This window comes from Pseudomonas benzenivorans (genome assembly GCF_033547155.1).
Classification (GTDB): Bacteria; Pseudomonadota; Gammaproteobacteria; order Pseudomonadales; family Pseudomonadaceae; genus Aquipseudomonas; species Aquipseudomonas benzenivorans_B.
In genome coordinates this window covers 4,425,566-4,452,396 of the sequence record NZ_CP137892.1, presented here as the reverse complement: position 1 = coordinate 4,452,396, position 26,831 = coordinate 4,425,566, and the positions used below count along the sequence as shown (strand labels likewise).

Annotated in this window: 29 protein-coding genes; 20 read left to right on the top strand and 9 right to left on the bottom strand. The window is 68.9% G+C overall.

Annotated features, from left to right (window positions below; all coding sequences use genetic code 11):
• The first annotated feature begins 52 nt into the window (after positions 1 to 52).
• The gene (locus SBP02_RS20585; RefSeq protein WP_318644258.1) at positions 53 to 610 is read left to right on the top strand and encodes an L-threonylcarbamoyladenylate synthase; all 558 of its coding nucleotides are present in this window, start codon (positions 53 to 55) and stop codon (positions 608 to 610) included.
• A 91-nt stretch (positions 611 to 701) separates the two neighbouring features.
• Here the strand turns inward: SBP02_RS20585 and SBP02_RS20580 are convergent, their stop codons facing one another.
• Positions 702 to 1,679, bottom strand: a complete 978-nt coding sequence (locus SBP02_RS20580) for an NADPH:quinone reductase (RefSeq protein ID WP_318644257.1) — start codon at positions 1,677 to 1,679, stop codon at positions 702 to 704.
• A gap of 183 nt (positions 1,680 to 1,862) precedes the next feature.
• Between SBP02_RS20580 and hemF the strand changes: the two genes are divergently transcribed.
• Entirely contained in the window at positions 1,863 to 2,783 is a 921-nt protein-coding gene (gene hemF / locus SBP02_RS20575; protein WP_318644256.1) for an oxygen-dependent coproporphyrinogen oxidase, read from the top strand.
• On the top strand, positions 2,783 to 3,607 hold the full coding sequence (aroE, locus tag SBP02_RS20570; protein WP_318644255.1) for a shikimate dehydrogenase: 825 nt from the start codon (positions 2,783 to 2,785) through the stop codon (positions 3,605 to 3,607). Before hemF ends, aroE begins: the two co-directional genes overlap by 1 nt.
• An 86-nt stretch (positions 3,608 to 3,693) precedes the next feature.
• On the opposite strand, the gene SBP02_RS20565 is transcribed toward aroE, so the two are convergent.
• From SBP02_RS20565 to betC, 3 genes are all read right to left on the bottom strand, one after another.
• Entirely contained in the window at positions 3,694 to 5,265 is a 1,572-nt protein-coding gene (locus SBP02_RS20565; RefSeq protein WP_318644254.1) for a SulP family inorganic anion transporter, read from the bottom strand.
• 90 nt (positions 5,266 to 5,355) lie between these two features.
• A complete protein-coding gene (locus SBP02_RS20560; RefSeq protein WP_318644253.1) occupies positions 5,356 to 6,282 on the bottom strand; it encodes a choline ABC transporter substrate-binding protein in 927 nt (308 codons plus the stop codon).
• Between the two features lie 88 nt (positions 6,283 to 6,370).
• Complete coding sequence (gene betC / locus SBP02_RS20555; RefSeq protein WP_318644252.1) at positions 6,371 to 7,879, bottom strand: choline-sulfatase; 1,509 nt, start codon at positions 7,877 to 7,879, stop codon at positions 6,371 to 6,373.
• Positions 7,880 to 7,992: 113 nt separating this feature from the next.
• On the opposite strand from betC, the gene SBP02_RS20550 reads away from it, so the two are divergent.
• The 7 genes from SBP02_RS20550 (at position 7,993) to SBP02_RS20520 (ending at position 13,918) form a co-directional block, all read left to right on the top strand.
• A complete protein-coding gene (locus SBP02_RS20550; protein ID WP_318644251.1) occupies positions 7,993 to 8,913 on the top strand; it encodes a choline sulfate utilization transcriptional regulator in 921 nt (306 codons plus the stop codon).
• A gap of 135 nt (positions 8,914 to 9,048) precedes the next feature.
• The gene (gene pbpG / locus SBP02_RS20545) at positions 9,049 to 9,954 is read left to right on the top strand and encodes a D-alanyl-D-alanine endopeptidase (protein WP_318644250.1); all 906 of its coding nucleotides are present in this window, start codon (positions 9,049 to 9,051) and stop codon (positions 9,952 to 9,954) included.
• A 183-nt stretch (positions 9,955 to 10,137) separates the two neighbouring features.
• Positions 10,138 to 11,127, top strand: coding sequence for a phospholipase C/P1 nuclease family protein (locus SBP02_RS20540; RefSeq protein WP_318644249.1), 990 nt, complete (start codon positions 10,138 to 10,140; stop codon positions 11,125 to 11,127).
• 1 nt (position 11,128) lies between these two features.
• Positions 11,129 to 12,379 carry a peptidyl-prolyl cis-trans isomerase gene (locus SBP02_RS20535; RefSeq protein ID WP_318644248.1) on the top strand — a complete coding sequence of 417 codons (1,251 nt, stop codon included), beginning with the start codon at positions 11,129 to 11,131 and terminating at the stop codon, positions 12,377 to 12,379.
• Entirely contained in the window at positions 12,376 to 12,972 is a 597-nt protein-coding gene (locus tag SBP02_RS20530) for a hypothetical protein (protein WP_318644247.1), read from the top strand. Before SBP02_RS20535 ends, SBP02_RS20530 begins: the two co-directional genes overlap by 4 nt.
• A 67-nt stretch (positions 12,973 to 13,039) precedes the next feature.
• Positions 13,040 to 13,534 (top strand): peroxiredoxin family protein, encoded by a 495-nt coding sequence (locus SBP02_RS20525; protein ID WP_318644246.1) that lies wholly within the window; start codon positions 13,040 to 13,042, stop codon positions 13,532 to 13,534.
• Positions 13,535 to 13,630: 96 nt separating this feature from the next.
• Positions 13,631 to 13,918, top strand: a complete 288-nt coding sequence (locus tag SBP02_RS20520) for a YciI family protein (protein ID WP_318644245.1) — start codon at positions 13,631 to 13,633, stop codon at positions 13,916 to 13,918.
• Between the two features lie 137 nt (positions 13,919 to 14,055).
• On the opposite strand, the gene trpA is transcribed toward SBP02_RS20520, so the two are convergent.
• Positions 14,056 to 14,865 (bottom strand): tryptophan synthase subunit alpha, encoded by an 810-nt coding sequence (gene trpA, locus SBP02_RS20515; RefSeq protein WP_318644244.1) that lies wholly within the window; start codon positions 14,863 to 14,865, stop codon positions 14,056 to 14,058.
• A complete protein-coding gene (gene trpB, locus SBP02_RS20510; protein WP_318644243.1) occupies positions 14,862 to 16,073 on the bottom strand; it encodes a tryptophan synthase subunit beta in 1,212 nt (403 codons plus the stop codon). Before trpB ends, trpA begins: the two co-directional genes overlap by 4 nt.
• Before the next feature lie 116 nt (positions 16,074 to 16,189).
• On the opposite strand from trpB, the gene SBP02_RS20505 reads away from it, so the two are divergent.
• From SBP02_RS20505 to SBP02_RS20495, 3 genes are all read left to right on the top strand, one after another.
• Positions 16,190 to 17,077, top strand: a complete 888-nt coding sequence (locus SBP02_RS20505; RefSeq protein WP_318644242.1) for a LysR family transcriptional regulator — start codon at positions 16,190 to 16,192, stop codon at positions 17,075 to 17,077.
• An 84-nt stretch (positions 17,078 to 17,161) separates the two neighbouring features.
• On the top strand, positions 17,162 to 17,377 hold the full coding sequence (locus SBP02_RS20500) for a dodecin (RefSeq protein ID WP_213640054.1): 216 nt from the start codon (positions 17,162 to 17,164) through the stop codon (positions 17,375 to 17,377).
• A 115-nt stretch (positions 17,378 to 17,492) separates the two neighbouring features.
• On the top strand, positions 17,493 to 18,497 hold the full coding sequence (locus SBP02_RS20495; RefSeq protein WP_318644241.1) for an LLM class flavin-dependent oxidoreductase: 1,005 nt from the start codon (positions 17,493 to 17,495) through the stop codon (positions 18,495 to 18,497).
• A 6-nt stretch (positions 18,498 to 18,503) separates the two neighbouring features.
• Here the strand turns inward: SBP02_RS20495 and SBP02_RS20490 are convergent, their stop codons facing one another.
• On the bottom strand, positions 18,504 to 18,923 hold the full coding sequence (locus SBP02_RS20490; protein ID WP_318644240.1) for a PA0061/PA0062 family lipoprotein: 420 nt from the start codon (positions 18,921 to 18,923) through the stop codon (positions 18,504 to 18,506).
• A gap of 86 nt (positions 18,924 to 19,009) precedes the next feature.
• On the opposite strand from SBP02_RS20490, the gene SBP02_RS20485 reads away from it, so the two are divergent.
• Together SBP02_RS20485 and SBP02_RS20480 are read left to right on the top strand one after the other, a co-directional pair.
• The gene (locus SBP02_RS20485) at positions 19,010 to 20,119 is read left to right on the top strand and encodes an aminopeptidase (protein ID WP_318644238.1); all 1,110 of its coding nucleotides are present in this window, start codon (positions 19,010 to 19,012) and stop codon (positions 20,117 to 20,119) included.
• 27 nt (positions 20,120 to 20,146) lie between these two features.
• Positions 20,147 to 20,377: a DUF1161 domain-containing protein gene (locus SBP02_RS20480; RefSeq protein ID WP_213640058.1), complete on the top strand. Its 231-nt coding sequence runs from the start codon at positions 20,147 to 20,149 to the stop codon at positions 20,375 to 20,377.
• A gap of 46 nt (positions 20,378 to 20,423) precedes the next feature.
• Here the strand turns inward: SBP02_RS20480 and SBP02_RS20475 are convergent, their stop codons facing one another.
• Together SBP02_RS20475 and SBP02_RS20470 are read right to left on the bottom strand one after the other, a co-directional pair.
• Positions 20,424 to 21,071 carry an HAD family hydrolase gene (locus tag SBP02_RS20475; protein ID WP_318644237.1) on the bottom strand — a complete coding sequence of 216 codons (648 nt, stop codon included), beginning with the start codon at positions 21,069 to 21,071 and terminating at the stop codon, positions 20,424 to 20,426.
• 23 nt (positions 21,072 to 21,094) lie between these two features.
• Positions 21,095 to 21,640 (bottom strand): gamma carbonic anhydrase family protein, encoded by a 546-nt coding sequence (locus SBP02_RS20470; protein ID WP_318644236.1) that lies wholly within the window; start codon positions 21,638 to 21,640, stop codon positions 21,095 to 21,097.
• A gap of 135 nt (positions 21,641 to 21,775) precedes the next feature.
• On the opposite strand from SBP02_RS20470, the gene prlC reads away from it, so the two are divergent.
• The 5 genes from prlC (at position 21,776) to SBP02_RS20445 (ending at position 26,755) form a co-directional block, all read left to right on the top strand.
• On the top strand, positions 21,776 to 23,824 hold the full coding sequence (prlC, locus tag SBP02_RS20465; protein ID WP_318644235.1) for an oligopeptidase A: 2,049 nt from the start codon (positions 21,776 to 21,778) through the stop codon (positions 23,822 to 23,824).
• Between the two features lie 11 nt (positions 23,825 to 23,835).
• Positions 23,836 to 24,108: a YheV family putative zinc ribbon protein gene (locus SBP02_RS20460; protein WP_318644234.1), complete on the top strand. Its 273-nt coding sequence runs from the start codon at positions 23,836 to 23,838 to the stop codon at positions 24,106 to 24,108.
• A gap of 21 nt (positions 24,109 to 24,129) precedes the next feature.
• The gene (locus tag SBP02_RS20455; RefSeq protein ID WP_318644233.1) at positions 24,130 to 24,912 is read left to right on the top strand and encodes a DUF3658 domain-containing protein; all 783 of its coding nucleotides are present in this window, start codon (positions 24,130 to 24,132) and stop codon (positions 24,910 to 24,912) included.
• 62 nt (positions 24,913 to 24,974) lie between these two features.
• Positions 24,975 to 25,616: a Vat family streptogramin A O-acetyltransferase gene (locus SBP02_RS20450; protein WP_318644232.1), complete on the top strand. Its 642-nt coding sequence runs from the start codon at positions 24,975 to 24,977 to the stop codon at positions 25,614 to 25,616.
• Positions 25,617 to 25,696: 80 nt separating this feature from the next.
• Positions 25,697 to 26,755, top strand: coding sequence for a PA0069 family radical SAM protein (locus tag SBP02_RS20445; protein WP_318644231.1), 1,059 nt, complete (start codon positions 25,697 to 25,699; stop codon positions 26,753 to 26,755).
• Positions 26,756 to 26,831 lie beyond the last annotated feature (76 nt).

Genomic DNA, 26,831 nt, shown 5'->3' with positions numbered 1-26,831 from the left:
CGGCGGCAGGCGAGGATACACTGCGTCGAAGTCGTCAGGTGGAGAGCGGTGGATGGGTAGCAAGTGGCAGGTGCAACAGGCGGCGCGGGTGGTGCGCCAGGGCGGCGTCATCGCCTACCCCACCGAGGCGGTATGGGGCTTGGGCTGCGACCCCTGGGACGAGCTGGCGGTTGAGCGCCTGCTGGCGCTCAAGGAACGGCCGGTGGACAAGGGCCTGATCCTGGTGGCCGACTGCATCGAGCAGTTCGACTTCCTCCTCGAGGATCTGCCGGAGGTCTGGCAGCAGCGCCTGGCCGGCAGCTGGCCGGGGCCGCACACCTGGCTGGTGCCGCACCAGCAGCGTCTGCCGGAATGGATCAGCGGCCGCCATGCCAGCGTGGCCCTGCGGGTCAGCGACCATCCCCTGGTGCGGGCCCTGTGTGCCCTCACTGGCCCGCTGGTGTCGACCTCGGCCAACCCCGCCGGGCGGCCGGCGGCGCGCACTCGCCTGCGGGTCGAGCAGTACTTCCCGCGGCAGCTGGACAAGGTGCTCGGCGGCGCCCTGGGCGGGCGCCGGAATCCCAGCCTGATCCGCGACCTGCGCAGTGGCGAGGTGATCCGGCCGGCCTGAGCCTGTCCGGATGCGCAGGGTGGGTCAGGCGCACAGATCGTCTGTCACCGGCAGCAAGCGATCCCTGTCGTGCCGTAACCCATCCTGCAATTTACGGCAGCAGAATGGTCGAGCCGGTGGTCTGCCGCGCGCTCAGGGCGGTCTGCGCCTGGGCGGCGTCCTGCAGCGCATGGCGGCTGCCGATCTCCACCTTGAGCCGGCCGCTGGTGATCATGGCGAACAGCTCGTCGGCCATGGCCTGCAGGCGCTGCGGGGTATCGGCGTAGCCGGCCAGGGTCGGGCGGGTGACGTACAGCGAGCCCTTCTGCGCCAGGATGCCCAGGTTGACCCCGGTGACCGCGCCGGAGGCGTTGCCGAAGCTGACCAGCAGGCCGCGCGGGGCGACGCAGTCCAGCGAGGTCTCCCAGGTGTCCTTGCCGACGCCGTCGTAGACCACCGGGCACTTCTGCCCGTCGGTCAGCTCCAGCACCCGCTGTGCGACGTTCTCGCGGCTGTAGTCGATGCACGCCCAGGCGCCCTGCTCCATCGCCCGCGCCGCCTTCTGCGGGGAACTGACGGTGCCGATCAGCTTGACCCCCAGGGCCTTGGCCCACTGGCAGGCGAAGGAGCCGACGCCGCCGGCTGCGGCATGGAACAGGATGGTTTCGCCGCCCTGGAGGGCGAAGGTCTGGCGCAGCAGGTACTGCACCGTGAGGCCCTTGAGCATGACGGCGGCGGCCTGTTCGAAGCCGATCGCCTCCGGCAGCTTGACCAGCTTGCTGGCCGGCAGCACGTGCAGCTCGCTGTAGGCGCCGAGGGGGCCGGTGGCATAGGCCACGCGGTCGCCGACCTGGAACTGTTCGACCTGCGCGCCCACCGCCTCGACGATGCCCGCGCCCTCGGTGCCCAGGCCGGACGGCAGCGCCGGTGGCGGATACAGGCCGCTGCGGTAGTAGGTGTCGATGAAGTTCAGGCCGATCGCCCGATTCTGCACCCGCACCTCGTGGGGGCCGGGGGCGGCGGGCTGGTAGTCGAGGTATTCGAGGACTTCTGGGCCGCCGTGACGACTGAACTGGATACGCTTGGCCATATCGGGCTCCTGAACGAAGAAGGCGCCGGAGCCGATCGGGCTGCTGCCGTCGGTCCGCGCAGAGGCCTATCCAATCCTGCCCATTGACCGGCGTCAACTGCGGGGTGGCACGGGCAAATGTTATGCTGGCCGCCGACTTCGCCGGCCGCTGCGCCGGCTTGACCCGTTTTCCAAGGTGCCGCCGTGAGTGACCGTACTGAGGCCGTGAAGGCCTATCTGCTCGACCTGCAAGACCGTATCTGCGCCGCCCTGCAAGCCGAAGACGGCAGCGCCGACTTCATCGAAGACGCCTGGCAGCGGCCGGCCGGCGGCGGCGGTCGTACCCGCGTGCTGGAGAACGGCGCGCTGATCGAGAAGGGCGGGGTGAACTTCTCCCACGTATTCGGCAGCGGCCTGCCGCCCTCGGCCAGCGCCCATCGCCCGGAGCTGGCCGGCCGCGGCTTCGAGGCCCTCGGCGTGTCCCTGGTGATCCATCCGCTTAACCCGCATGTGCCCACCTCTCACGCCAACGTGCGCTTCTTCATCGCCGAGAAGGAAGGCGAGGAGGCGGTCTGGTGGTTCGGCGGCGGCTTTGACCTGACCCCCTACTACGCCGTTGATGAAGACTGCGTGCACTGGCACCGGGTGGCCGAGGCCGCCTGCGCGCCCTTCGGTGCGGATGTCTACCCGCGCTACAAGGCCTGGTGCGACCGCTATTTCCATATCAAGCACCGGGGCGAACCGCGCGGTATCGGCGGGCTGTTCTTCGACGACCTGAACCAGTGGGACTTCGACACCAGCTTCGCCTTCATGCGCGCCATCGGCGACGCCTATCTGGAGGCCTACCTGCCGATCGTGCAGCGGCGCAAGGCCACCCCCTTCACCGCTCAGCAGCGCGAGTTCCAGGCCTTCCGCCGCGGCCGCTACGTCGAGTTCAACCTGGTCTACGACCGCGGCACCCTGTTCGGCCTGCAGTCGGGCGGGCGCACCGAGTCGATCCTCATGTCGCTGCCGCCGCAGGTGCGCTGGGGCTATGACTGGAAGGCCGAGCCGGGCAGCGAGGAGGAACGCCTGACCGCGTACTTCCTGCAGGACCGCGACTGGCTGCAGCTGGGGGCGAACTGATGGACCGCTACGGCGTCTTCGGCAACCCCATCGGCCACAGCAAGTCGCCGCTGATCCACCGCCTGTTCGCCGCCCAGACCGGCCAGCCGCTGAGCTACGAGGCGTTGCTGGCGCCGCTGGACGACTTCGCCGGCTTCGCCCGGGCCTTCTTCGCCGAGGGGCGTGGTGCCAACGTCACCGTGCCGTTCAAGGAGCAGGCCTTCCAACTGGCCGATGCGCTGAGCGAGCGGGCCCGCCGCGCCGGCGCGGTCAACACCCTGAGCAAGCGCGAGGACGGTAGTCTGCTGGGCGACAACACCGACGGCGCCGGCCTGGTGCGCGACCTGAGGGTCAACGCCGGCCTGGAGCTGCGCGGCAAGCGCATCCTCCTGCTCGGTGCCGGCGGTGCGGTGCGCGGCGTGCTCGAGCCGCTGCTGGCGCAGCAGCCTGCGGTCCTGGTGATCGCCAACCGCACCGTGGCCAAGGCCGAACAGCTGGCCGCTGAGTTCGCCGACCTGGGCCCGTTGGTGGCCAGCGGCTTCGACTGGATCGATGCGCCGGTGGACCTGATCGTCAACGGCACCTCGGCCAGCCTGGCCGGCGAGCTGCCGCCGATCGCCGCGAGCCTGATCGCCCCTGGTCGGACGATTTGCTACGACATGATGTACGCCCGCCAGGCCACCGCCTTCAATGCCTGGGCCGCCGAACAGGGCGCGGCGCGCACGATCGACGGCCTGGGCATGCTGGTGGAGCAGGCCGCCGAGGCCTTCTGCCTGTGGCGCGGCGTGCGCCCGGACAGTGCGCCGGTGCTGGCCGAGCTGCGTCGCCAGTTGCAACAGGCCTGATTCCCTAGGGTGCGCCCCGCGCACCGACTCAGCGGCACGCGCGGCTGGGCTGGCGCGGTTCTGGTGCCCATGGCGCACTCTGGGCTTCAGTCCTCGAACAGCACCGGACAGCGCTCGGCGCCTTCGAGCTTGTGGATCTCCTCGATCACCTGGGGGCGCGCGCGGCGCAGCACCAGGCTGCGGTTCTGCGCCTGCAGGCGGCGCGCCTCCTGGTGCAGCATCTCCACCCCGGCGTAGTCGATGAAGTTGACGTGGTGGGCGTCGATGATCACCCGTTCGCCGTCGCTGCGCTGCAGCAGCTGCTGCAGGTAGTGACAGGCGCCGAAGAAGATCGAACCCTCGACCCGCAACAGCTCCTCCTCGCCCTCCTGCCAGAACTTCACCCGCGGCTGCGAGGTGCGCTTGAGGTAGAAGAACAGCGAGGCCAGCACCCCGGCGTAGATCGCCGTCTGCAACTCCAGCAGCAGGGTCGCCAGCAGGGTCAGGGCCATCACCAGGAACTCCGCGCGGCTGACCCGGAACAGCGACCGCGCGCCGGCGATGTCCACCAGGCCCCAGCAGATCAGCAGGATGCCGGCGGCCATGGACGGCAGCGGGATCAGCGCGATCAGGCGGGCGCCGAACAGGGCGAACAGCGCCACCAGCAGCGCGGAGCACACCCCGGCCAGGGGCGAGCGGGCGCCGGCCTGCAGGTTCAGCGCCGAGCGGGTGAAGGAGCCGGCCGAGAGGAAGCCGGAGAACCAGGGGCCGACCAGGTTGGACAGGCCCTGGGCGCGCACCTCCTGGTTGGCGTCGAGGAACTGCTGGGACTTGCCGGCCAGGGCGCGGGCGATCGACAGGCTGGTGACCAGGCCGAGCATGCCGCAGGCCACCGCCGCCGGCAGCAGTTGCAGCAGGCTGGTCAGGTCGAACTGCAGCGGGCTGAAGGGCGGCAGCCGGCCCTCGAAGGCGCTGACCAGGGCGATGCCGGCGGTCAGCCGCTCCGGCAGCAGCAGGACCACCAGGCTGCCGCCGACCAGGCCCAGCAACAGCGCCGGCAGGCGTGGCCACAGCCGGCGGATCAGCAGGCTCAGGCCGAGGGTGAACAGGGCCAGGCCCAGGGCGCGCCAGTCGGTCTCCGGCAGGTGTTCGCCGATATTCAGCAGGGTGGCCAGGGCCGTGGCCTGGCTCGGCACGTTGATGCCCAGCAGGTTGGGCAGCTGGCCCAAGGCGATGACCACGGCGGCGCCGAGGGTGAAGCCGAGCACCACCGAATGGGACACGAAGTTGACCAGGGCGCCGAAGCGCAGCAGGCCGAGCAGCCACTGGAACAGCCCGGCGACGAAGGTCAGCAGCAGCACCCGGGCGATGAACTCGTCGCTGCCGGGGGCGGCGAAGGGGCTGACGCTGGTGAAGATGACGATGGCGATCGCCGCGGTCGGCCCGCAGATCAGGTGCCAGGACGAGCCCCACAGGCAGGCGATGATCACCGGCACTATGGCCGCATACAGGCCGTATTCGGCCGGCAGGCCGGCGATCAGGGCGTAGGCGATGGATTGCGGCAGGGCCAGGATGGCGCCGCTCAGGCCCACCAGCAGGTCGTTGCCGAGGCTGCGGCGGCTGGTGTTGGGCAGCCATCTGAGGAAGGGCAGCAGGGTCTGGCGGTTGGGTAACGGCATCGGTGTCGTTCTGTGGGAGGGTGGGCTGCGGCCCACCGCATGCGAGAAGGGTAGGCCGAAGCCCACCCTACGCCAAATGTTCCCGCCAGCTTAAAGCTGCGCCTTCACCGCCGCCAGGGCGTCGCCGCCGTCGCGGGTGGTGACGCCTTGCAGCCAGCCGTCGAGCACCTCGGGGTTGGCCTTGAGCCAGGCCTTGATCGCCTCGGCGTTGCTCGCCTGTTTGCTCAGCACCTGATCCATGATGCTGTTCTCCATGTCCTGGGTGAAGCTCAGGTTGCTCAGCAGCTTGCCGACGTTCGGGCACTGGCTGGCGTAGTCCTTGCGGGCCAGGGTGTTGACGCTGCCGCTCTCGCCGAAGTACTTCTCGCCGCCGCGCAGGTACTGCATGTCGTAGTTGACGTTCATCGGGTGCGGGGTCCAGCCGAGAAACACCACGAACTCGTTGCGCTTCACCGCCCGGCCGACCTGTACCAGCATGGCCTGCTCGCTGGACTCCACCAGCTTCCAGTCGCCCAGGCCGAATTCGTCGGACTCGATCATCTGGCGGATCGACTCGTTGGCCGGCGAGCCGGAGGCGATGCCGTAGAGTTTGTGGCCGAACTTGTCGGCGTGCCGGTCCAGGTCGGCGAAGGTCTTCACCCCGGCCTCGTAGACATAGCTCGGCACGGCCAGGGTGTACTCGGTGCCGTCGAGGTTCTGCGCCAGCTGGTCGACCGCGCCGCTGGCGACGAACTTGTCGTAGTTGTCCTGCTGGGCCGGCATCCAGTTGCCGAGGAACACGTCGACCTGGCCCTTCTGCAGGCCGGCGAAGATGATCGGCACCGCCAGGGTCTGGCTCTGCGCCTTGTAGCCCAGGCCTTCGAGCAGGAAGCTGGCGATGCCGTTGGTCACGGCGATGTCGCTCCAGCCCGGGTCGCCGAGTTTCACCGTGGCGCAGCGCGCGTCTTCGGCCTGGGCGTGGAAGGCGCCGCCGGCCAGTAACAAGCCGCCGGCCAGGACTGTGCTGAGTTTTTTCATGCCTGCATTCCCCTCTAGGGTTGTTGTTCTGTGCGTGGAGTGGCGTGTTGCCGCCGGCACATGGCTGCGCCGGCGCTGGAACAGGGTTTCAGGGTTGTGGGTAACGGGCGCGGCGCTCCAGGTCGTCCAGGTCGATATGGTTGCGCATGTACTGCTGGCTGGCATCGACCATGGGCTGGTGATCCCAGCTCTTGAGCTTGCCGCGGGTCAGGGCCTCGGCGACGAAGCGGCGGCGGCGCTGGCTGGCCAGGGTGGCCTGGTGAATCGCCGGCATGTCCCAGCGTGCGCGCGCCTCGGCGAGGAGCGCGGCGAGCAGTTCCTGGTGCTCGGCCGCGGCCGCCAGGTTCTCCAGCTCTCGCGGGTCGTTGGCCAGGTCGAACAGCAGCAGCGGGTCTTTCTCAGAGTAGATGAACTTCCACTGCCCGCGGCGGATCATCATCAGCGGCGAGTCGGTGCCTTCGGCCATGTACTCGCCGAGCACCTCGTCATGCCCGCCCTCGCCCTGCAGATGGGGCAGCAGCGACCGACCGTCCAGCGCCAGGTCCGCCTCGACAGTGCCGCCGGCCAGTTCCACCAGGGTCGGCAGCAGGTCCATGGTCGACACCGACTGGCTCACCCGGTGTGCGGCGAAGCGCCCCGGCGCATGCACCACGAAGGGCACGCGGGCGGCCATCTCGAACCAGTGCATCTTGTACCAGAGGCCGCGCTCGCCGAGCATGTCGCCGTGGTCGCCGGAGAAGACGATGATGGTGTCCTCGGCCAGGCCGCAGTCCTCGAGGGTCTTGAGCAGCTTGCCGATATTGCTGTCGATGTAGCTGCAGGCACCGAAGTAGGCGCGCCGCGCGTCCCTGATCTTGTCCTCGGGCAGCGGCTTGTCCCACAGGTCGATGACCTTGAGCAGGCGCTGGGAGTGGGGGTCCTGCTCGGCCTGGTCGAGGGTATGGCGCGGCAGCGGGATCTCCACGTCCTCGTAGAGGTTCCAGAATTCCTCGGGGATGGTGTAGGGGTCGTGGGGGTGGGTCATCGACACGGTCAGGCAGAACGGCTGTTCGGGGCTCATACGCACATGGTCGTAGAGGTACTGCCGGGCCTTGAACACCACCTCCTCGTCGAAGTCCAGCTGGTTGGTGCGCACGCAGGGGCCGGCCTGCAGCACCGAGGACATGTTGTGGTACCAGCTGGCGCGTACATCCGGCTCGTCCCAGTTCACCGCCCAGCCGTAGTCGGCCGGATAGATGTCGCTGGTCAGGCGCTCCTCGTAGCCGTGCAGCTGGTCCGGGCCGCAGAAGTGCATCTTGCCCGACAGCGCGGTGCGATAGCCCATACGGCGCAGGTAGTGGGCATAGGTCGGCACGTCGCCGGGAAAGTCGGCGGCGTTGTCGTAGGCGCCGATCTTGCTCGGCAGCTGGCCGCTGACCAGGGTGAAGCGCGACGGCGCGCACAACGGGCTGTTGCAGTAGGCGGAATCGAACACCACGCCGGCCTCGGCCAGGCCCAGCAGGTTGGGCATCTTGATCGGCGAGGCCGGGTCATGGATCGGCAGGAGCGGCGCGGCCATCTGGTCGGCCATGATGAAGAGGATGTTCGGACGTTTCATGGCGAGCCTGTATTCCATATGAAGGTTTTATGCGAAATTGCTGGTTCGATCATTGCGCCTCATGGCTAGCGGGTAAACCCGCCGGGAAGACATGACTCGGATAAGCTCTACTTATGTTTAAGCACTTCGAAGGGCTGTCCCTCGATGCCCTGCTGGTGTTCGAGTCCGCCGCGCGCCATCTGAGCTTCACCGCCGCGGCCAGCGAACTGGGCAGCAGCCAGCCGGCGATCAGCCAGCAGATCAAGCGCCTCGAACAGCAGCTGGCGACCCGCCTGTTCGACCGGGTCTATCGCGGCATCGTCCTCACCGAGGCCGGCGAGCTGCTGCTGCGCCATGTGCGCGACGGCCTGCAGAGCCTGGACGACGGCCTGGCGGCGCTCAGCGCCCAGCCGCAGCACGAGGTGCTGCAGGTGGCCACCGACTTCGCCGTCGCCGCCTACTGGCTGATGCCGCGCCTGCACCGCTTCAACCAGCGCCATCCGGAGCTGGACGTCAGCCTGATCACCACCAACCGCGACCTCGGCGTGCTGCCGCCGGAGATCGACGTGGCCATCGCCTTCGGCGACGGCCGCTTCAAGCACGGCGAGGCGCACCTGCTGTTCGCCGAGGAGGCCTTCGCCGTGTGCAGCCCGCAGCTGCTCAAGGAGCGGCAACGGCCGTTGCCGCCAGCGGCCCTGGCCGAGTTGCCGCTGCTGCACCTGCGCCCCGACAGCCGCTCGCGCTGGCTCGACTGGAACGGCCTGTTCCGCGCCCTGGCCATCGCCGAGGCGCCGAACCCCGGCAGCCTGCGCTTCGACAACTACACCCTGCTGATCCAGGCGGCCATCGCCGGCCAGGGGGTGGCCATCGGCTGGCGCCACCTGGTCGACGAGCTGCTCGAGCAGAACCTGCTGTGCCGCGTCTGCCGCGAAACGGCGCGCACCGACTTCGGCTATTACGTGGTGCTGCCCGAGCGCAAGCGCCGCCAGCGTCTGACCGCGCAGTTCGTCGACTGGCTCAAGGCCGAACTGGGGGGCGCGGACGCGTTGCGCTAGGCGCCGTCTGCGCCGGCAGACGAAAGGCGAGCGGCCGGGCCCTGGGCCCCTGCAAGGGCGCCGGCCGACTGCCTATACTGTCGGAGGCGCAACCTGCCGTTGCGCCGTCTCCCCACTCAGCCAGTGAAGCCTCCCGTGAAAATCCGTCATTCGATAGTAAGCCTGCTGCTGATGTGCAGCTGCGTTGTAGTTGCATCGAACAGCCTCGCCGCCAACACGCCCGCCACCCAGGAGCTCGCCGCCGGCAGCGCCCTGCTGGTCGACCTCAAGACCGACCAGGTGCTGTATTCCAGCCATCCCGACCTGGTGTTGCCGATCGCCTCGGTGACCAAGCTGATGACCGCCCTGGTCGTTCTGGACGCCAAGCAGTCGCTGGACCAGGTGCTGCCGATCACCATCCGCGACAATGTCGAGATGCAGGGGGTGTTCTCGCGGGTGCGCATCGGCAGCGAGCTGAGCCGCCGCGACATGCTGCTGCTGGCCCTGATGTCCTCGGAAAACCGCGCGGCCTCCAGCCTGGCGCACCACTACCCGGGCGGCTACGCGGCCTTCATCGCGGCGATGAACGCCAAGGCCAAGGCCCTGGGCATGCACAGCACGCGCTTCGTCGAACCCACCGGCCTGTCCGAACGCAACGTCTCCAGCGCCAACGACCTGGTGCTGCTGCTCAAGGCCAGCCAGCAGTACCCCCTGCTCAGCCAGCTGAGCACCACCTCGGAGAAGACCGTGGCCTTTCGCAAGCCCAGCTACAGCCTGGGCTTTCGCAACACCAACGGCCTGGTGCGCAAGGCCAACTGGAGCGTGCAGCTGAGCAAGACCGGCTACACCGACGAGGCCGGGCACTGCCTGGTGATGCGCACCGTCATGGCCAAGCGCCCGGTGGCCTTCGTGGTGCTGGACGCCTTCGGCAAGTACACCCATATGGCCGACGCCAACCGCCTCAAGCGCTGGCTGGAAACCGGCAAGGTCACCCCGGTGCCGGCGGCGGCCATCAGCTACCGCCAGCAGAAACAGGCCCAGCGCCTGCAAAGGGTGCAGTGACAGGGCCCTGGCCCGCCCTGCGATCTCGGCCACAAACCCGAGACTGGTCTAGACCGGCCCAACCTTAGTTGGGTAGTAGGGCGAATGCCGACTGCGCTTTAGTTGGAGCCCGGCGTTGCAATGGTTTTGCCATCGACGCCGGCTAGTAATGCTCGACTCCAACAACAAAAGAGCGCTCTGCCCATGAAAACGATCTCCACCCTGGCCCTTGGTCTAGGCCTTGCCGTCTGCGCCGGCCAGGCGGCCGCCTGGTCGCAACCCACCCACAAGAACATCGTCAAGGACGCCCTGGCGTTCATGAATTCCGCCTCCGCCAGCGCCGAGATGCGCCGCGCCTACCAGTTCTATGTCGGCGCCGCCGGCAGCGAGGCCCAGGCCGGCGAGATCCTCGGCCAGGCCGCCTACGACGTCGACGACTTCAAGGACACCCGCCTGGGCGGCTGGTGGGTCGGCTACGAGCACGCCCCGGTGGCCGGTGCCGCCGCCTCCATCGTCAACTACACCTCCTACTGGCACTTCATCAACATGGCCCGCCAGGGCGATGCCCATGGCAACGACCACGGCGGCTACGACTACCGCTACCGCAAGGTGGACGGCAGCTGGAGCGGCGACGTCGACTGGTACGCCATGGTCTACCTGTACAACCGTGAGCTGAAGCGCAGCGACTTCGACAGCACCGAGGCGCATTACCGCCAGGGCAGCCGTTCGGACTGGCAGGAGCACTACGGCGACTTCCAGACCGCCGCCTTCCAGCCCATCGACAACCTGGCCAAGTACTGGTTCGACCAGTTCAAGGCCGCGCCCTCGCTGCAGACCATCGGCTACTCGCTGCACGCCACCGGCGACGTGGCCCAGCCGCACCACGCCTGGGTCACCTCGGGCAACGGCCATTCCGGCTGGGAAGGCTGGGTCGACGACCACTACTTCAGCGAGCGCCTGGGCGATGCGGCGGCGGTGGCCAGTCTGGTCGGCCGCTACGACCCGCAGAAGCCGCTGCGCGACCTGCTGACGCAGACCGCCCAGGTCGCCTACCAGCATCCCGAGCCGCTCTACGACACCAGTTACGCCACCCGTCTGCGCGTGGCCAAGGAGCTGATACCCGAGTCCATCGCCCTCACCGTCAACGTGCTGACCAAGGGCGCCAACAGCTTCTACGGCCAGGGTGGTCTCTGAGGTGCGGGTCGACCTGCGCCGCGCGCTGGTGCTGCTGGGGCTGACGGGCATCTGCCTGTCGGCCCTGGCCGGCCAGGACCTGCGCATCGACGGCGAACGCCTGCCCGGCAAGAGCATCGAGTTGCTCGAGCGGGCGCTGACCCGGGTCAAGTTCAATACCGACCCGGCCCAGCTGCGCGCCGGCCTGGTGGAGAACCGCCTGTTGGCCCGTGCGGTGGAGGCGGAGCTGCAGCCCCGCTACCGCGCCGACCTGGAAGCGTTGGTGGAGGTCGAGACGGCCAACCTGATCGAGCAGGTCCATGGTCGCCGCTTCGACCACGACGTGCGACCCTTCCTGCGCCAGCCGCAGCCACTCGGTGCCGAGCGCCTGCGCCAGGTGCTGGCGCCGCCGCAACAGGGCGTGGTGCTCGACAGCCTGCGGCTGAGCCCGGCGCAACAGGACGAGGCCCGAGGGGTGCAGCTGATCGCCTGGCAATTCCCCGGCCAGGCCGAGCGGCGCCTCGACCTGCTGGCGCTGTACCAGGGCGACAACGTCCAGGGCCGGGTCGAGCTGCAGCAGGGCAACCTGGCCTACCTCGCCGAACAGGTGCGCCAGCACGTGCTGCGCGACTACCTCTGGTACCAGCTGGCCGAGCAGGGCTTCGACGCCGCCGAGCGCGAGGGCCTGCGCCTGCTGGTGCGCGACAAGCTGGTGCGCCACCAGTACCTGCACCAGATCGGCCTGCACAGCGACTTCCACCACGAGACCGACGGCCTCAAGCAGCTGGCCCGTGAGGTCGGCGATGCCGACGCCGAGGCCTACTACCGGCGCCACCTGGCGCAGTACCGCAACGTCGCCCGGGTCCAGGCCGCGCATATCCGCCTGGCCGACCAGGCCAGCGCCGACCGGGTCTATGCCGAGCTGCAGGCCGGCCTGGATTTCGACGAGGCGGTGCGCCGCTACTCCCTGGCCGAGGACAAGAGCCGCACGCCGCCAGGCGACCTGGGCCTGATCCGTCCCCAGGACGCGCAGCTGGACTTCCTGCACAAGACCGCCCTGCTGCAGAAGGCCGGCACGGTTTCCCAACCGATGCTGATCGACGGTGCCTTCGAGATCGTCCGGGTGCGCCAGCGCGAGGATCGCCAGCTCCCCCTGAGTGACCCCAGCGTGCGTTACGAGGTCAACCAGGCGGTGGCCAAGGAGCAGCTGGCCAGCCAGCTGCAGGCACGCCTGCAAGCCCTGCTGGCCAAGGCCAAGGTGGAGGGCCTGTGAGGCGTTGGCTGGGGGCGGCCCTGCTCTGCTGCGGCGGTGCCGTCGCCCTGGCCGCCTGGTGGGTGGAGTCCGAGCCGAGCCCTCCAGGCGCGGCGCCGCAGGTCCGCGCGGCCGAGCCCGCACCGCCGCCCTGGCCGGCCGCCCTCCCCGTCGCGCCAGTCGCCGCGCTGGCGGCCGCGCCGCTTGCCCCGCCGGTCGCCGCTGCGCCCGAAGCGCCGCCTGCCGATGCGGCGTCGCCCAGCCTCGCCCCCCTGGAAGCCCAGATGCTGATGCAGCTGATGCTCGAACGCGGCGACCCGCGCAGCCCGGCGCTGGGCGAGCTCGAGCCACGGCCGAGGCCCTCCGCCGCGGTGCTGGCCGACCCGGCGCAGTACCAGGCCTTCGAAGACCGCCACAGCCGCGCGCAGATCCAGGCCTACGCCGGCGGCGTGCAGCAGATCCCGGCGATCCGCGAACGCATCGAACAGGCCGCCCAGTCGGGCGAGCGCAACGCCGCCGAGCTGGACGAGGCCCGCGCCGCCCTGGAGCAGCTGGAGATGCTCAAGGCCAAGCTGCAGCGCGAGGCGCCGGAGCTGCTGCCGGGCACGCCTTAAGCCGGGATGCATGCGCTGGCCTATAACTACAGGGGTCTTCTCTTTATGGCGGATGCAGGGGGGCGGCATGACCCATTCAGCTACGCCCGCACCGGAGTGGCAGGTGCAGTGCTGGTTCAACACCCAGCAGGCGCCGAGCGTGGCCAGCCTGCGCGGCAAGGTGATAGTGCTGGAGGCCTTCCAGATGCTCTGTCCGGGCTGCGTGAGCGAAGGCCTGCCCCAGGCGCAGCGGGTGCGGGCCAGCTTCTCGCCCGAGCAGGTGGCGGTCGTCGGCCTGCACACGGTCTTCGAGCACCACCAGGCCATGACGCCGGTGGCCCTGGAGGCCTTCCTGCACGAGTACCGCATCGGCTTCCCGGTCGCCGTCGACCGGCCGGACCCGCAAGGGGCCATCCCCTGCACCATGCGCGACTATGCAATGCAGGGCACGCCCACCCTGGTGCTGATCGACACGGCGGGGTTCATCCGCCAGCAGTACTTCGGCAAGGTCGGCGACCTGGTCCTGGGGGCGCAGATCGCCCTGCTGATCGCCGAGGCCGCGCCGAGCAGCGGGGCCGGGTAGCGCTATGCTTCTCGCTGGGCTCGCCTCCGGGGCGCCGCTCGGCGCAGGGCTGGCCGGCGCACTGGGCAAGCCGCCATGCCACAGGGAGGGAATCCTATGTTTGTCGTGCTACTGAAGTTTTCCGCGAACCAAGGCCAGGCCGCTCGGCTGATGGACGGCCACAATCAATGGATCAAGAGCGGTTTCGATGAAGGCGTGTTTCTCTTGGTCGGCAGCCTGCAGCCGAGCCTGGGCGGCTCCATCCTGGCCCACAACACGACGCTCGGTGCGTTGCAGGAGCGGGTGAATGCCGATCCATTCGTCCAGGAGCATGTCGTGAGCGCCGAAATTCTGGAGATAGCGCCCAAGAAGGTCGACGCGCGCCTGAGTTTCCTGCTGGATTGAACGGCGGGTGTCTCGGATGGGCGCCGTTGGGCGAGGCTGCCCGTCCAGCGGCTTCTGCAAACGGCGCGAGCCGAATCGCCGGGATGAAAAAGCCGCTGCCTCCCCAGGGGAGCAGCGGCTTTTTTGTGGCTTGGGCTTTAGCAGCGCGCGCCGCGCACCCCTTCGGCCAGTTGGGCGCACAGGCCGAGCACGCCGTCCACGGCCTGCTGGTCGTTCTCGGCGCTGGCAATCTGGTCGATCAGCGCCGAGCCCACCACCACGCCGTCGGCCAGGCGGGCGATGGTCGCCGCGTGTTCCGGGGTGCGGATGCCGAAGCCGATGCTGATCGGCAGGTCGGTGTGGCGGCGCAGGCGCGCCACCGCCTGCTCGACGTGCTCGACGGTGGCCGAGCCGGCGCCGGTGACGCCGGCCACCGAGACGTAGTAGACGAAGCCGGAGCTGCCATCGAGCACCTTGGGCAGGCGCTTGTCGTCGGTGGTCGGGGTGGTCAGGCGGATAAAGTCGAGCCCCGCGGCCTGGGCCGGGTCGCACAGGTCGGCGTTATGTTCCGGCGGCAGGTCGACCACGATCAGGCCGTCCACGCCCGACTCCCTGGCCTCGGCGATGAAGCGCGGCACGCCGTAGTGGTGGATGGGGTTGAAGTAGCCCATCAGCACCAGCGGGGTGGTCTGATCCTGCTGGCGGAATTCGCGGACCATCTGCAGGGTCTTGGCCAGGTTCTGCTTGCCTTCCAGGGCGCGGATATTGGCCAGCTGGATGGCCGGGCCGTCGGCCATGGGGTCGGTGAAGGGCATGCCCAGCTCGATCACGTCGGCACCGGCTTGCGGCAGGCCCTTGAGGATCGCCAGGGAGGCGTCGTAGTGGGGATCGCCGGCGGTGACGAAGGTCACCAGGGCGGCGCGGTTCTGCTCTTTCAGCTCGGCAAAGCGGCTCTGCAGGCGGCTCATGCTTCGTTCTCCAATTCGCCCATGTGGTGCATCACGGTTTGCATGTCCTTGTCGCCGCGGCCGGACAGGTTGACCACCATCAGGTGATCCTTGGGCAGGCTGGGCGCGCGCTTGAACACTTCGGCCAGGGCATGGGAAGACTCCAGGGCCGGGATGATGCCTTCCAGGCGGCAGCACTGGTGGAAGGCGGCCAGGGCTTCTTCATCGGTGATCGAGCAGTATTCGCCGCGGCCGATGTCGTGCAACCAGGCGTGTTCCGGGCCGATGCCGGGGTAGTCCAGGCCGGCGGAGATCGAGTGGGCGTCGATGATCTGGCCGTCGTCGTCCTGCAGCAGGAAGGTGCGGTTGCCGTGCAGCACGCCGGGCTCGCCGCCGTTGAGGCTGGCGGCGTGCTTGCCGGTTTCGATGCCGTGGCCGGCCGCCTCGACGCCGATGATCTTGACGCTGGCGTCATCGAGGAAGGGGTGGAACAGGCCCATGGCGTTGGAGCCGCCGCCGATGCAGGCGACCAGGCTGTCGGGCAGGCGCCCTTCCTTCTCCATCAGCTGCTCGCGGGTTTCCTTGCCGATCACCGCCTGGAAGTCGCGGACCATGGCCGGGTAGGGGTGCGGGCCGGCGACGGTGCCGATCAGGTAGAAGGTGTTGTCGACGTTGGTCACCCAGTCGCGCAGGGCCTCGTTCATCGCATCCTTCAGCGTGCCGGTGCCGGCGGTGACCGGAATCACGGTGGCGCCCAGCAGCTTCATGCGGAACACGTTGGCCTGCTGCCGGTCGATGTCGGTGGTGCCCATGTAGATCACGCATTCCAGGCCGAAGCGCGCCGCCACTGTGGCGGTGGCCACGCCGTGCATGCCGGCGCCGGTCTCGGCGATGATGCGCTGCTTGCCCATGCGCCTGGCCAGGAGGATCTGGCCGATGCAGTTGTTGATCTTGTGCGCGCCGGTGTGGTTGAGCTCCTCGCGCTTGAGATAAATCTTGGCGCCGCCGCAGTGCTCGGTCAGGCGCTCGGCGAAGTACAGCGGGCTCGGGCGGCCGACGTAGTCGCGCTGGAAGTAGGCCAGTTCTTTGGCGAATTCCGGATCCTGCTTGGCCTTCTCGTATTCGGCGGCCAGGTCGTGAATCAGCGGCATCAGGGTTTCGGCGACGTACTGGCCGCCGAACGAGCCGAACAGGCCCTTGGCGTCGGGGCCGCTGCGCAATGAAGTCATGCTGTTCTCCTGTGAAGTCTGGCCCGCAGGCTGTTCGGGCAATGCACAGAGGATACGGCTGTGTGGCCGCCGGCAAAAGCGATAAGATCGCCGTAACTTGTCAGGAAATCTCACAGATGACTCGGGAGCTACCCCCGCTCAATGCCCTGCGCGCCTTCGAGGCGGCGGCGCGCCTGCAGAGCGTCAGTCAGGCGGCGGACGAGCTGCATGTCACCCATGGCGCGGTCAGCCGGCAGATTCGCGCGTTGGAGGAACACCTGGAGCTGGCGTTGTTCGTCAAGGAGGGGCGCGGCCTTAAACTCACGGATGCCGGGCTGCGCCTGCGTGACGCCAGCGGCGAGGCCTTCGCCCGGTTGCGCGGCGTGTGCGCCGAGCTGCAGCAGGGCCAGGCCGAGGCGCCCTTCGTCCTGGCCTGCCCCGGCAGCCTGTTGGCGCGCTGGTTTATCCCGCGCCTGGACCGCCTCAATCGCGAGCTGCCGGAGCTGCGCCTGCAGCTGTCGGCCAGCGAGGGCGAGCTGGACCCGCGGCGTCCCGGCGTCGACGCCACCCTGCTGTTCGCCGAGCCGCCCTGGCCGGCGGACATGCAGGTGTTCGAACTGGCCGCCGAGCGCATCGGCCCGGTGCTCAGCCCGCGCTACGGGCGTTTCGCCGAGTTGCATCGGGCACCGCCGGCGGCGCTGTTGAACGAGCCGTTGCTGCACACCACTTCGCGGCCCCAGGCCTGGCCGAGCTGGGCGGCCAGCTGTGGCCTGGACGAGACCGCGCTGAAGCCGGGCCAGGGCTTCGAGCACCTCTACTACCTGCTGGAGGCGGCGGCAGCCGGCCTCGGCGTGGCCATCGCCCCGCAGCAGCTGGTGGCCGACGACCTGGCCGGCGGGCGCCTGGTGGCGCCCTGGGACTTCGTCGAGACCCCGGCGCGCCTGGCCCTGTGGGTGCCGGCGCGGCAACTGGACAAGCGCGCGCAGCGCCTGGCCGAGTGGCTGCGCAGCGAGCTGCACGGCTGAGCGTTTCCCGGCCCGACCCATCCCGCACTACAAGGGCGGCACTTCTCGTCTAGCGTTTAACTATCGTCCAGAGGAGCAAGCGCCATGTCCAACCATCACACCTACAAGAAAATCGAAATCGTCGGCTCGTCGCCGGTCAGCTCCGACGAGGCGATCAACAACGCCCTGGCCGAATGCGCCAAGTCGATCCGCAACCTCGAGTGGTTCGAGGTGGTGGAAACCCGCGGCCATATCGAGAACGGCAAGGTCGGCCACTACCAGGTGACGCTCAAGGTCGGCTTCCGCATTGCCAATAGCTGAGGACTGCGCCGGCCGACCGTCGGCCTTGGAATCTCGTCATTAAGCCCCACTATGCTACTCGGGTATTGGCGCCGCCCCGGCGTCGATCAGCAGGGGTTTACGACCAGGCGGGCCGATGAGCGTTCTAGCACAGACCAGGATTTCCATTCTCGACCTCGCGCCTATCCGCGACGACGGCGGCCCGGCCCAGGCGCTGGGCAACTCGCTGAAGCTGGCGCAGCACGCCGAGCGCCTCGGCTTCACGCGCTTCTGGGTGGCCGAGCACCACAACATGGACGGCATCGCCAGTTCGGCCACCGCGGTGCTGCTCGGCTACCTGGCCGCCGGCACCCGCAGCATCCGCCTCGGTTCCGGCGGGGTGATGCTGCCCAACCATGCGCCATTGGTGATCGCCGAGCAGTTCGGCACCCTCGCCACCCTCTATCCCGGGCGCATCGACCTGGGCCTGGGGCGCGCCCCGGGGGCCGACCCGTTCACCGCCCGGGCGTTGCGCCGCGAGCGCACCGGCAGCGCCGACGACTTCCCCGCGGATGTCGCCGAGCTGCAGCGCTACCTGGGGCCGCGCAACCCGGAGCAGCGGGTCATCGCCGTGCCCGGCAGCGGCACCCAGGTGCCGCTGTGGCTGCTCGGCTCCAGCCTGTTCAGCGCCCAGCTGGCCGGCGAGAGGGGCCTGCCCTATGCCTTCGCCTCGCATTTCGCTCCGCGCTTGATGCACGAGGCGCTGCGCGTTTATCGCAATCACTTCAAACCCTCGGCGGTGCTCGAGCGGCCCTACGTGATGCTCGGCGTGCCGCTGGTGGCGGCCGACAGCGACGAGCGCGCCGATTATCTGGCGACCTCGGTGTATCAGCGGATTCTCGCCCTGCTGCGCGGCCATAGCCTGGTGCAACGCCCGCCGGTGGCGAGCATGGAGGGGCTGTGGCTGCCTCACGAAAAGCAGGCGGTGGGCGATTTTCTCGGCCTGGCGGTGGTCGGCGGCCCGGCCAAGGTGCGGGCGAAGCTGGAGGTGTTGCTGGAGCAGACCGATGCCGACGAGCTGATCTTCACCGGCGACCTCTACGACTTCGACGATCGCTTGCGCTCCTTCGAGCTGCTGGCCGAACTGCACCGGTGCGGGTGATCCGGGCTAGAACACCCCGCAGCGCAGTACCCGGCCGCGGGCCAGGACATTGCGCTGGTCGTCGTACAGCCAGGCCTGGGCGCTGGTCACCATGGGGCGGGCCTCCAGCAGATAGCGTTGGCCGGCGGCGAAGTCGGCGTAGCGCACGCGAATCTCGCAGGTGCGCTGGATCGGCTCGGCCATGATGTTGATGCCGCCACCACCGGGCACCTCGAACTGGAAGCGGCTGATCAACTCGTGGGCGCCGGGCGTCACCTGGAAGTAGCGGCCGTCGTCGAGGCGTTTGCCGTCCAGTTTGTCGGCCATCAGCAGGTCGCTGGGCGGGGTGTACAGCTCGACCCAGGCCAGTCCCGGGTCGTGGGCCGGCAACGGCGAGGCGCAGGCACCGAGGAGGGACAGGCTGGCGATCAGGGCGAGACGACGCATGAGGGTCTCCGCAATCGAATGGTGGGATGCAGCCTACGCCGATCCCGGGGTGGAGGCAGTCGCCGCGATGCGCTAGCGTGGACGCCATGACCCAAGGCTGCACTCCCTACTCTATCGACTCCCCGGCCTGGCGCTGGGTTCCGCTGCTGGCGGCCCTGCTGTTGGGGGGGTGCAGCACCCTGGACTACTACGGCCAGCTGGCCGCCGGCCAGTTCGAGCTGCTGCGGGCGCGCCAGCCCGTCGAGGACCTGCTGGCCGATCCCGCCACCGCCGCGCCGCTGCGTCAGCGCCTGGCCCTGGCGCTGCAGGCGCGGTCTTTCGCCAGCGCCGAGCTGGCCCTGCCGGACAACCGCAGCTATCGCCTGTACGCCGATCTGGGGCGACCCTATGTGCTGTGGAACCTGTTCGCCACCGCCGAGTTCTCGGTGGAACCCGAGACCCATTGCTTCCCCATCGCCGGTTGCGTGGCCTACCGCGGCTACTACCGCCAGGGCCGTGCCCGCGGCGCGGCGGCGCTGTTGCAGCAGCAGGGGCTGGATACCTACATCGGCGGCGTCGAGGCCTACTCGACCCTGGGCTGGTTCGACGACCCGCTGCTCAACACCATGCTGGCCTGGAGCGACGAGCGTCTGGTGGCGGTGATCTTCCACGAGCTGGCCCACCAGCAACTGTATGTGGCCGGCGACACGGCCTTCAACGAGTCCTTCGCCACCTTCGTCGAGCGCGAGGGGCTGCGCCGTTGGCGCGCGGCCCGCGGGCTGCCCGAGGCCGAGGCGGCGCCGCTGCGCCAGCGCGAGCAGTTCAGCGCCCTGGTACTGGCCAGCCGCGAGCGCCTGCGCGCCTTGTATGCCCGCGACCTGCCGGCGCCGGCCATGCGCGCCGCCAAGCAGGCCGAGTTCGCCCGCCTGCGCCGCGACTACCGGGCGCTGCGCGATCGCCAGTGGGGCGGCGCCGGCCGCTACGATGCCTGGATCGAGGCGCCGCTGAACAACGCCAAGCTGCTGCCGTTCGGCCTGTACGACAGCTGGGTGCCGGCCTTCGCTGCGCTGTACGCCGAGGTGGGCGGCGACTGGCCGGCCTTCTACCGCCGCGCCGCCGCCCTCGGTCGCCTGCCGGCGCCGCAACGAGGCGCGGCGCTGCAGGCCTTGCAGGGCGCCGGCCAGAACTTGCACGCCACGCCATGGGTCCAACCCTAGGAGTCTCGCGACCAGAGGCGATGGACCATGAACAGATGGATGCTGGTACCTGTGATCGGCCTGCTCGGCGCCGCCGCGCTGGCGCAGCCCAAGCCCTGCGAGGAGTTGAAGCGGGAGATCGAGGTGAAGATCCAGGCCGCCGGGGTGATCAGCTACACCCTGGAGATCGTGGCGAACGACGAGGTGCACGACCCGAGCATGGTGGTCGGCAGCTGCGACAACGGCACCAAGAAGATCATCTACCAGAAGAACGGTTGAGCCCGGTTCTTCCTGACGCACCGGGCATTGCGGCGCCGACCCCGTCCTAGGCGGCGAAGGCCCGGCGCAAGTCGCCCAGGGTGGCGAAGTGGTAGGTCGGCGCCTCGGCCTGCAGTTCCTCGGCGCTGCCGAAGCCATAGCCCACCGCTGCCGCATCCAGGCCGTTGCGCCGGGCGCCGATCAGGTCGTGCTTGCGGTCGCCGATCATCAGCGTGTCCCGCGCCGCCAGGCCTTCCTCCGCCAGCAGATGGCCGATCAGCTCGGCCTTGTCGGTGCGGGTGCCGTCCAGCTCGCTGCCGTGGATCGCCTGGAAGTGCCGGGCGAGGGCGAAGTGCGCGGCGATCCGCTCGGCGAACAGGGTCGGCTTGCTGGTGGCGATATACAGCCGGCGGCCCTGGCCATTGAGGGCCTCAAGCAGCGCCGCGATGCCGTCGAACACCCGGTTCTCGTACAGCCCGACCGCGGCGAAGCGTTCGCGGTAGTGGCCGACCGCCTGCCAGGCCGTGGCCTCATCCAGGTCATAGCTGTGCATAAAGCACTGCAGCAAGGGCGGGCCGATGAAGTGCTCCAGGCTGGCCAGGTCCGGTGCCTCGATGCCCAGGCGGACCAGGGCGTGCTGCACCGAACGGGTGATGCCCTCGCGCGGGTCGGTGAGGGTGCCGTCGAGGTCGAACAGGAGGTTCTGGTAGTGCATGGACAACCTGGTGCGGGTCGGGATCAGTTGGAGGAGAAGCCTTCCATCAGGTGCTGGTCCTTCAGGCGCACGTAGTTGTCGGCGCTGTAGCGGAAGTAGCTGCGTTCCTCCTCGGTCAGCGCGCGGGCCTGCCGGGCCGGGCTGCCGACATACAGATAGCCGCTCTGCAGGCGCTTGCCCGGCGGCACCAGGCTGCCGGCGCCGAGTACCACCTCGTCCTCGATCACCACGCCGTCCATGACGATGCTGCCCATGCCGACCAGCACCCGGTTGCCGATGCTGCAGCCGTGCAGGATGACCTTGTGGCCGACGGTCACGTCGTCGCCGATGTTCAGCGGGTAGCCGCCGGGGTTGAAGGGGCCGGCGTGGGTGATGTGCAGCACGCTGCCGTCCTGCACGCTGGAGCGCTCGCCGATGCGGATGCTGTGCATGTCGCCGCGGATCACCGCCAGCGGCCAGACCGAGCTGTCGTCGCCGATCTCCACGTCGCCGAGGACCACGGCGGAGGCGTCGACGAACACCCGCTCGCCGAGTTGCGGGGTGAACTGCTGATAACTGCGAATCGCCACGATAGAAACCTCTTAGGCTGCGGTGAGCGGTGATTGTAATTAAGATAGCCGGCAAATCCGCTGAAACCCGTCTTTGCAGGCTATTTGCCAGCGCCGGGCCAGCATGAAACTCCCTTGGTTACAGGTGCCTCAGTCGTGACTGCGAACAACCCCCTGCTGCAAGACTTCGACCTGCCACCCTATTCCGCCATCCGCCCGGAGCATGTCGAGCCGGCCATCGACGCCATCCTCGCCGACAGCCGCGCGGCCATCGCTGAACTCCTCAGGCAACAGTCTGGCACACCGAGCTGGGACGGCCTGGTGCTGGCCCTCGACGAGCTGCACGCGCGCCTGGGCCGTGCCTGGGGGCCGGTCAGCCACCTCAACGCGGTGTGCAACAGCGCCGAGCTGCGCCAGGCCTACGAGGCCTGCCTGCCCAAGCTGTCCGAGTACTGGACCGAGCTGGGCCACAACCGCGCGCTGTACCAGGCCTACCAGGCCCTGGCCGACAGCCCCGCGGCCGCCGGCTTCGAGGTGGCGCAGAAGACCATCCTCGAGCACGCCCTGCGCGACTTCCACCTGTCCGGCATCGACCTGGCCGAGGCCGACAAGCAGCGCTTTGGCGCCATCCAGAGCAAGCTCGCCGAGCTCGGCAGCCGCTTCTCCAACCAGCTGCTGGATGCCACCCAGGCCTGGACCAAGCACGTCACCGAGGAGGGCCAGCTGGCCGGCCTGACCGAGTCGGCCAAGGCGCAGATGCAGCAGGCCGCCGAGGCCAAGGGCCTGGGCGGCTGGCTGATCAGCCTGGAGTTCCCCAGCTACTACGCGGTGATGACCTACGCCGACGACCGCGCGCTGCGCGAGGAGGTCTACGCCGCCTACTGCACCCGCGCCTCCGACCAGGGGCCGAACGCCGGCCAGCACGACAACGGCCCGGTGATGCAGGAAATCCTCGACCTGCGCCAGGAGCTGGCCAGGCTGCTGGGGTATGCCAACTACGCCGAGCTGAGCCTGGCGACCAAGATGGCCGAGTCCGGCGAGCAGGTGCTGAGCTTCCTGCGCGACCTGGCGGTGCGCAGCAAGCCCTTCGCCGCCCAGGACCTGGACGAGCTGCGCGCCTTCGCTGCCGAGCAGGGCTGCGCGGACCTGCAGAGCTGGGACGTCGGCTACTACGCCGAGAAGCTGCGCGAGCAGCGCTACAGCATCTCCCAGGAGATCCTGCGGCCCTACTTCCCCATCGACAAGGTGCTGAGCGGCCTGTTCGCCATAGTCGAGCAGCTCTACGGCATCCAGATCGAGGAACTCTCCGGCTTCGACACCTGGCATCCGGACGTGCGCCTGTTCGAGATCAAGGAGAACGGCCAGCACGTCGGGCGCTTCTTCTTCGACCTCTACGCCCGCGCCCACAAGCGCGGCGGCGCCTGGATGGACGGCGCCCGCGACAAGCGCCGCAGCGCCAGCGGTGAGCTGATCAGCCCGGTGGCCAACCTGGTGTGCAACTTCACCCCGGCAGTCAACGGCAAGCCGGCGCTGCTGACCCACGACGAGGTCACCACCCTGTTCCACGAGTTCGGCCACGGCCTGCACCACCTGCTGACCCGCATCGAGCAGGCCGGCGCCTCGGGCATCAACGGCGTGGCCTGGGACGCCGTCGAGTTGCCCAGTCAGTTCATGGAGAACTGGTGTTGGGAGCCCCAGGGCCTGGCGCTGATCTCCGGCCATTTCGAGAGCGGCGAGCCGCTGCCCCAGGACCTGCTGGACAAGATGCTGGCGGCGAAGAACTTCCAGTCCGGGCTGATGATGGTGCGCCAGCTGGAGTTCTCCCTGTTCGACTTCGAGCTGCACGCCCACCATGGCGACGGCCGCAGCGTGCTGCAGGTGCTCGAGGGCGTGCGCGACGAGGTCTCGGTGCTGCGTCCGCCGGCCTACAACCGTTTCGCCAACGGTTTCGCGCACATCTTCGCCGGCGGTTACGCGGCCGGCTACTACAGTTACAAGTGGGCCGAGGTGCTGTCCGCCGACGCCTTCTCCCGCTTCGAGGAGGAGGGTGTGCTCAATGGCGACACCGGCCGTGCCTTCCGCGAGGCGATCCTCGCCCGCGGCGGTTCCCAGGAGCCGATGGTGCTGTTCGTCGATTTCCGCGGCCGCGAGCCGCGTATCGACGCCCTGCTCCGTCACCTCGGCCTGAGTCAGGAGGCCGCTTGAGCGGATCGCCTATGAGCCATGCCAAGAAACGCTTTATCGCCGGTGCCGTGTGCCCGGCCTGCAGCGAGATGGACAGCATCAAGATGTGGGACGAGGACGGCGTGCCGCACCGCGAGTGCGTGCGCTGCGGCTATGCCGACACCCTGGATGCGCGCGGCAATTCGGTGGTCAAGGAACTGCCGACCCGGGTCAATGTCGGCGCCCTCAAGCCCAAGGCCGCCGACCCCAAGGTCAAGGCGGTGCAGTTCTTCCCCAATCCCAAGTTGCACAAGCCCGGCGAGTAAGGCGTAGGCCGAGGAGGGAGCATGTGGCACCTGGTATGCGGCGATGCGGCGGTGCCAGGTGTCACCCTGGTCCTCGGCCAGGCCCGGGCCGACGATGCGCTGCGGGTGTTGCGCGACGACCTGGCGGTGGGACCTCTGGCGGATATCGAGCAGCCCCCCTGCGCCGCCCGCGTGGCCTACTGGCAGGCGCTCTGGCCCCAGGCCATGCTGGTGCCGGATTTTCACGGCGGCCTGAATGACGATGCCCGCTGGCTCGCCGCCCTGGCGCAGCAGGAGCGTCCGGTCACGGTCTGGCACGGCGACAGCGCTTGCGAGCAGCTGCTGCTGGCGCGGGTTGCCGCGGCGCTGGAGGGCACGGGCCTGGGCTTGTGGGAGGTGTCCTGCGGCACGGGCGACAGCGGCGTGGCCAGTCGCCGCTCGGTGACCATGGTCGAACCCGCAGACCTGCCCGCGCTCTATCGACCGCAACCGATCGAGCCGCAACGGCGGCGGCAGCTGGCCGCTCAGTGGCGGGCGACGCTGGCGGAAAGCGCGCCGATCCGCCGCTGGCGCGACGGCGCCTTCCAGGGCGAGGACCACGACGCCATCGACGCCAGTCTGGTGCAATGGTGCTCGGTCCAGTGGCAGCCGTTGCTGCGCGTGCTGGCCGAGGTCATGGCCCGTTGCGACGGTTTCTTCCCCACCGACATGTTCCTGTTCTGGCGCGTGCGCGAGCTGGCCGCGAGCGGCCTGCTCGAGCTGGCCGGCGGGACCCATGTCAGCGATACCGGCGAGCTGCGGGTCAGGCGCCGCCATGGCGCCTGACCCGGGACGCCGGCGACGGCTGGCCGAGGCGTGGCCGGACAGTGAACAGCAGGAGGTTGTGCATGCAGGGACCCGATCCGCGTAATCCCTTCCCCATGGCCGGGTTTCCCCAGGTCTGCTTCATCAAGAATGTGGTGAGCAACCCGCAGATCGAGATCGGCGACTACAGCTACTACGACGACCCGGACGGTGCCGAGAACTTCGAGCGCAACGTGCTCTACCTCTTCCCCTTCATCGGCGATCGTCTGGTGATCGGCAAGTTCTGCGCCCTGGCCCGCGGGGTCAAGTTCATCATGAATGGCGCCAACCACAAGCTCTCCGGCTTCTCCACCTACCCCTTCCAGATCTTCGGCGGTGGCTGGGAGCGCCACGCGCCGGCGGCGGACGAATTCCCCTACAAGGGCGACACGCGGATCGGCCACGACGTGTGGATCGGCTACGACAGCCTGATCATGCCGGGTGTGCAGATCGGCCACGGCGCCATCGTCTCCTCGCGCTCGGTGGTCACCCGCGACGTGCCGCCCTACTGCATAGTCGGCGGCAACCCGGCCGCGCCGCTGAAGCGGCGTTTCGCCGACGAGGTGGTCGCGCGCCTGCTGCAGGTCGCCTGGTGGGACTGGCCGGTGGAAAAGATCGGTCGTCACCTCGCCGCCATCATGGCCGCCGACATCGACGCGCTGGAGCGCTGCGCCGCAGAGGATTGAGAGCGCCATCCGGCGGAAGGCGTACAGTGGCGGGAAAAGCTGCATATACTGTATATAAATACAGTTAATGGAGCCCCGCCATGCCTGCATCCCTCCCGCCCCGCGGTCGCGGCACCGCCAGCAATCCGCACAACCGCTTCGCGCCGGCCCGCGCGGTGGCCGAGGACGACGGCTGGTTCCAGGAGGTGCCGCCCAGCCGCGCCACCGAGGTGCGCGCGGAAACCGCCAAGAGCATCATCACCCGCAACCAGTCGCCGGACCTGCCGTTCGACCGCTCGCTCAACCCCTACCGTGGCTGCGAGCACGGCTGCATCTACTGCTACGCGCGGCCCAGTCACGCCTATTGGGATCTGTCGCCGGGCCTCGACTTCGAGACCCGGCTGATCGCCAAGACCAACGCGCCGGCGTTGCTCGAGCAGCAGCTGAGCCGGCCCGGCTATGTCTGCGCGCCGATCAACCTGGGCTCCAACACCGACCCCTACCAGCCGATCGAACGCCAGCAGCGGCTGACCCGGCGCACCCTGCAGGTACTGCTGGACTACCGCCACCCCGTGACCATCGTCACCAAGGGCGCGCTGATCCTGCGCGACCTCGACCTGCTCGCGGAGTTGGCGCGCCAGCGCCTGGTGGCGGTGATGATCAGCCTGACCACCCTGGACGACGAACTCAAACGCATCATGGAGCCGCGTGCGGCGGCCCCGGCGGCGCGCCTGCGGGCGATCCGCGTACTGCGCGATCACGGCATTCCGGTGGGGGTGCTCTGCTCGCCGATGATTCCGATGATCAACGACATGGAACTCGAGCGTCTGCTCGAGGCTGCCGGGGACGCTGGGGCGCAGAGCGCCGCCTATATGTTCCTGCGCTTGCCGCGGGAGGTTGCGCCGCTGTTCGAGGAGTGGCTGCTGGCACATTATCCGCAGCGTGCCGAGCACGTCCTCAGCCTGGTGCGCCAGAGCCGCGGCGGGGCCCTGTACGACAGCCGCTTCGTTACGCGCTTTCGTGGCGAGGGGGCCTTCGCCGAATTACTGGCGCGGCGCTTCGCCGTGGCCAGCAAGCGCCTCGGCCTGCAGCGCCGGGAAGGTTTCGAGCTGGATTGCTCGCGCTTCTGCCCGCCGGGCGGTCAGCTGGCATTGCTGTAAATTGTGACTCGTCGAGGCTGGCGACTGTCCGCATGGCAGACTGAATAGTTGTCACCTTCGCCACCGCGCGACCGTT

Coding starts and splice junctions, on each gene's coding strand:
- SBP02_RS20585 (WP_318644258.1), top strand. CDS start 53: ATGGGTAGCAAGTGGCAGGTGCAACAGGCGGCGCGGGTGGTGCGCCAG.
- SBP02_RS20580 (WP_318644257.1), bottom strand. CDS start 1,679: ATGGCCAAGCGTATCCAGTTCAGTCGTCACGGCGGCCCAGAAGTCCTC.
- aroE (WP_318644255.1), top strand. CDS start 2,783: ATGGACCGCTACGGCGTCTTCGGCAACCCCATCGGCCACAGCAAGTCG.
- SBP02_RS20565 (WP_318644254.1), bottom strand. CDS start 5,265: ATGCCGTTACCCAACCGCCAGACCCTGCTGCCCTTCCTCAGATGGCTG.
- SBP02_RS20560 (WP_318644253.1), bottom strand. CDS start 6,282: ATGAAAAAACTCAGCACAGTCCTGGCCGGCGGCTTGTTACTGGCCGGC.
- betC (WP_318644252.1), bottom strand. CDS start 7,879: ATGAAACGTCCGAACATCCTCTTCATCATGGCCGACCAGATGGCCGCG.
- SBP02_RS20550 (WP_318644251.1), top strand. CDS start 7,993: ATGTTTAAGCACTTCGAAGGGCTGTCCCTCGATGCCCTGCTGGTGTTC.
- SBP02_RS20540 (WP_318644249.1), top strand. CDS start 10,138: ATGAAAACGATCTCCACCCTGGCCCTTGGTCTAGGCCTTGCCGTCTGC.
- SBP02_RS20525 (WP_318644246.1), top strand. CDS start 13,040: ATGACCCATTCAGCTACGCCCGCACCGGAGTGGCAGGTGCAGTGCTGG.
- SBP02_RS20520 (WP_318644245.1), top strand. CDS start 13,631: ATGTTTGTCGTGCTACTGAAGTTTTCCGCGAACCAAGGCCAGGCCGCT.
- trpA (WP_318644244.1), bottom strand. CDS start 14,865: ATGAGCCGCCTGCAGAGCCGCTTTGCCGAGCTGAAAGAGCAGAACCGC.
- trpB (WP_318644243.1), bottom strand. CDS start 16,073: ATGACTTCATTGCGCAGCGGCCCCGACGCCAAGGGCCTGTTCGGCTCG.
- SBP02_RS20505 (WP_318644242.1), top strand. CDS start 16,190: ATGACTCGGGAGCTACCCCCGCTCAATGCCCTGCGCGCCTTCGAGGCG.
- SBP02_RS20500 (WP_213640054.1), top strand. CDS start 17,162: ATGTCCAACCATCACACCTACAAGAAAATCGAAATCGTCGGCTCGTCG.
- SBP02_RS20495 (WP_318644241.1), top strand. CDS start 17,493: ATGAGCGTTCTAGCACAGACCAGGATTTCCATTCTCGACCTCGCGCCT.
- SBP02_RS20490 (WP_318644240.1), bottom strand. CDS start 18,923: ATGCGTCGTCTCGCCCTGATCGCCAGCCTGTCCCTCCTCGGTGCCTGC.
- SBP02_RS20485 (WP_318644238.1), top strand. CDS start 19,010: ATGACCCAAGGCTGCACTCCCTACTCTATCGACTCCCCGGCCTGGCGC.
- SBP02_RS20480 (WP_213640058.1), top strand. CDS start 20,147: ATGAACAGATGGATGCTGGTACCTGTGATCGGCCTGCTCGGCGCCGCC.
- SBP02_RS20475 (WP_318644237.1), bottom strand. CDS start 21,071: ATGCACTACCAGAACCTCCTGTTCGACCTCGACGGCACCCTCACCGAC.
- SBP02_RS20460 (WP_318644234.1), top strand. CDS start 23,836: ATGAGCCATGCCAAGAAACGCTTTATCGCCGGTGCCGTGTGCCCGGCC.
- SBP02_RS20455 (WP_318644233.1), top strand. CDS start 24,130: ATGTGGCACCTGGTATGCGGCGATGCGGCGGTGCCAGGTGTCACCCTG.
- SBP02_RS20450 (WP_318644232.1), top strand. CDS start 24,975: ATGCAGGGACCCGATCCGCGTAATCCCTTCCCCATGGCCGGGTTTCCC.
- SBP02_RS20445 (WP_318644231.1), top strand. CDS start 25,697: ATGCCTGCATCCCTCCCGCCCCGCGGTCGCGGCACCGCCAGCAATCCG.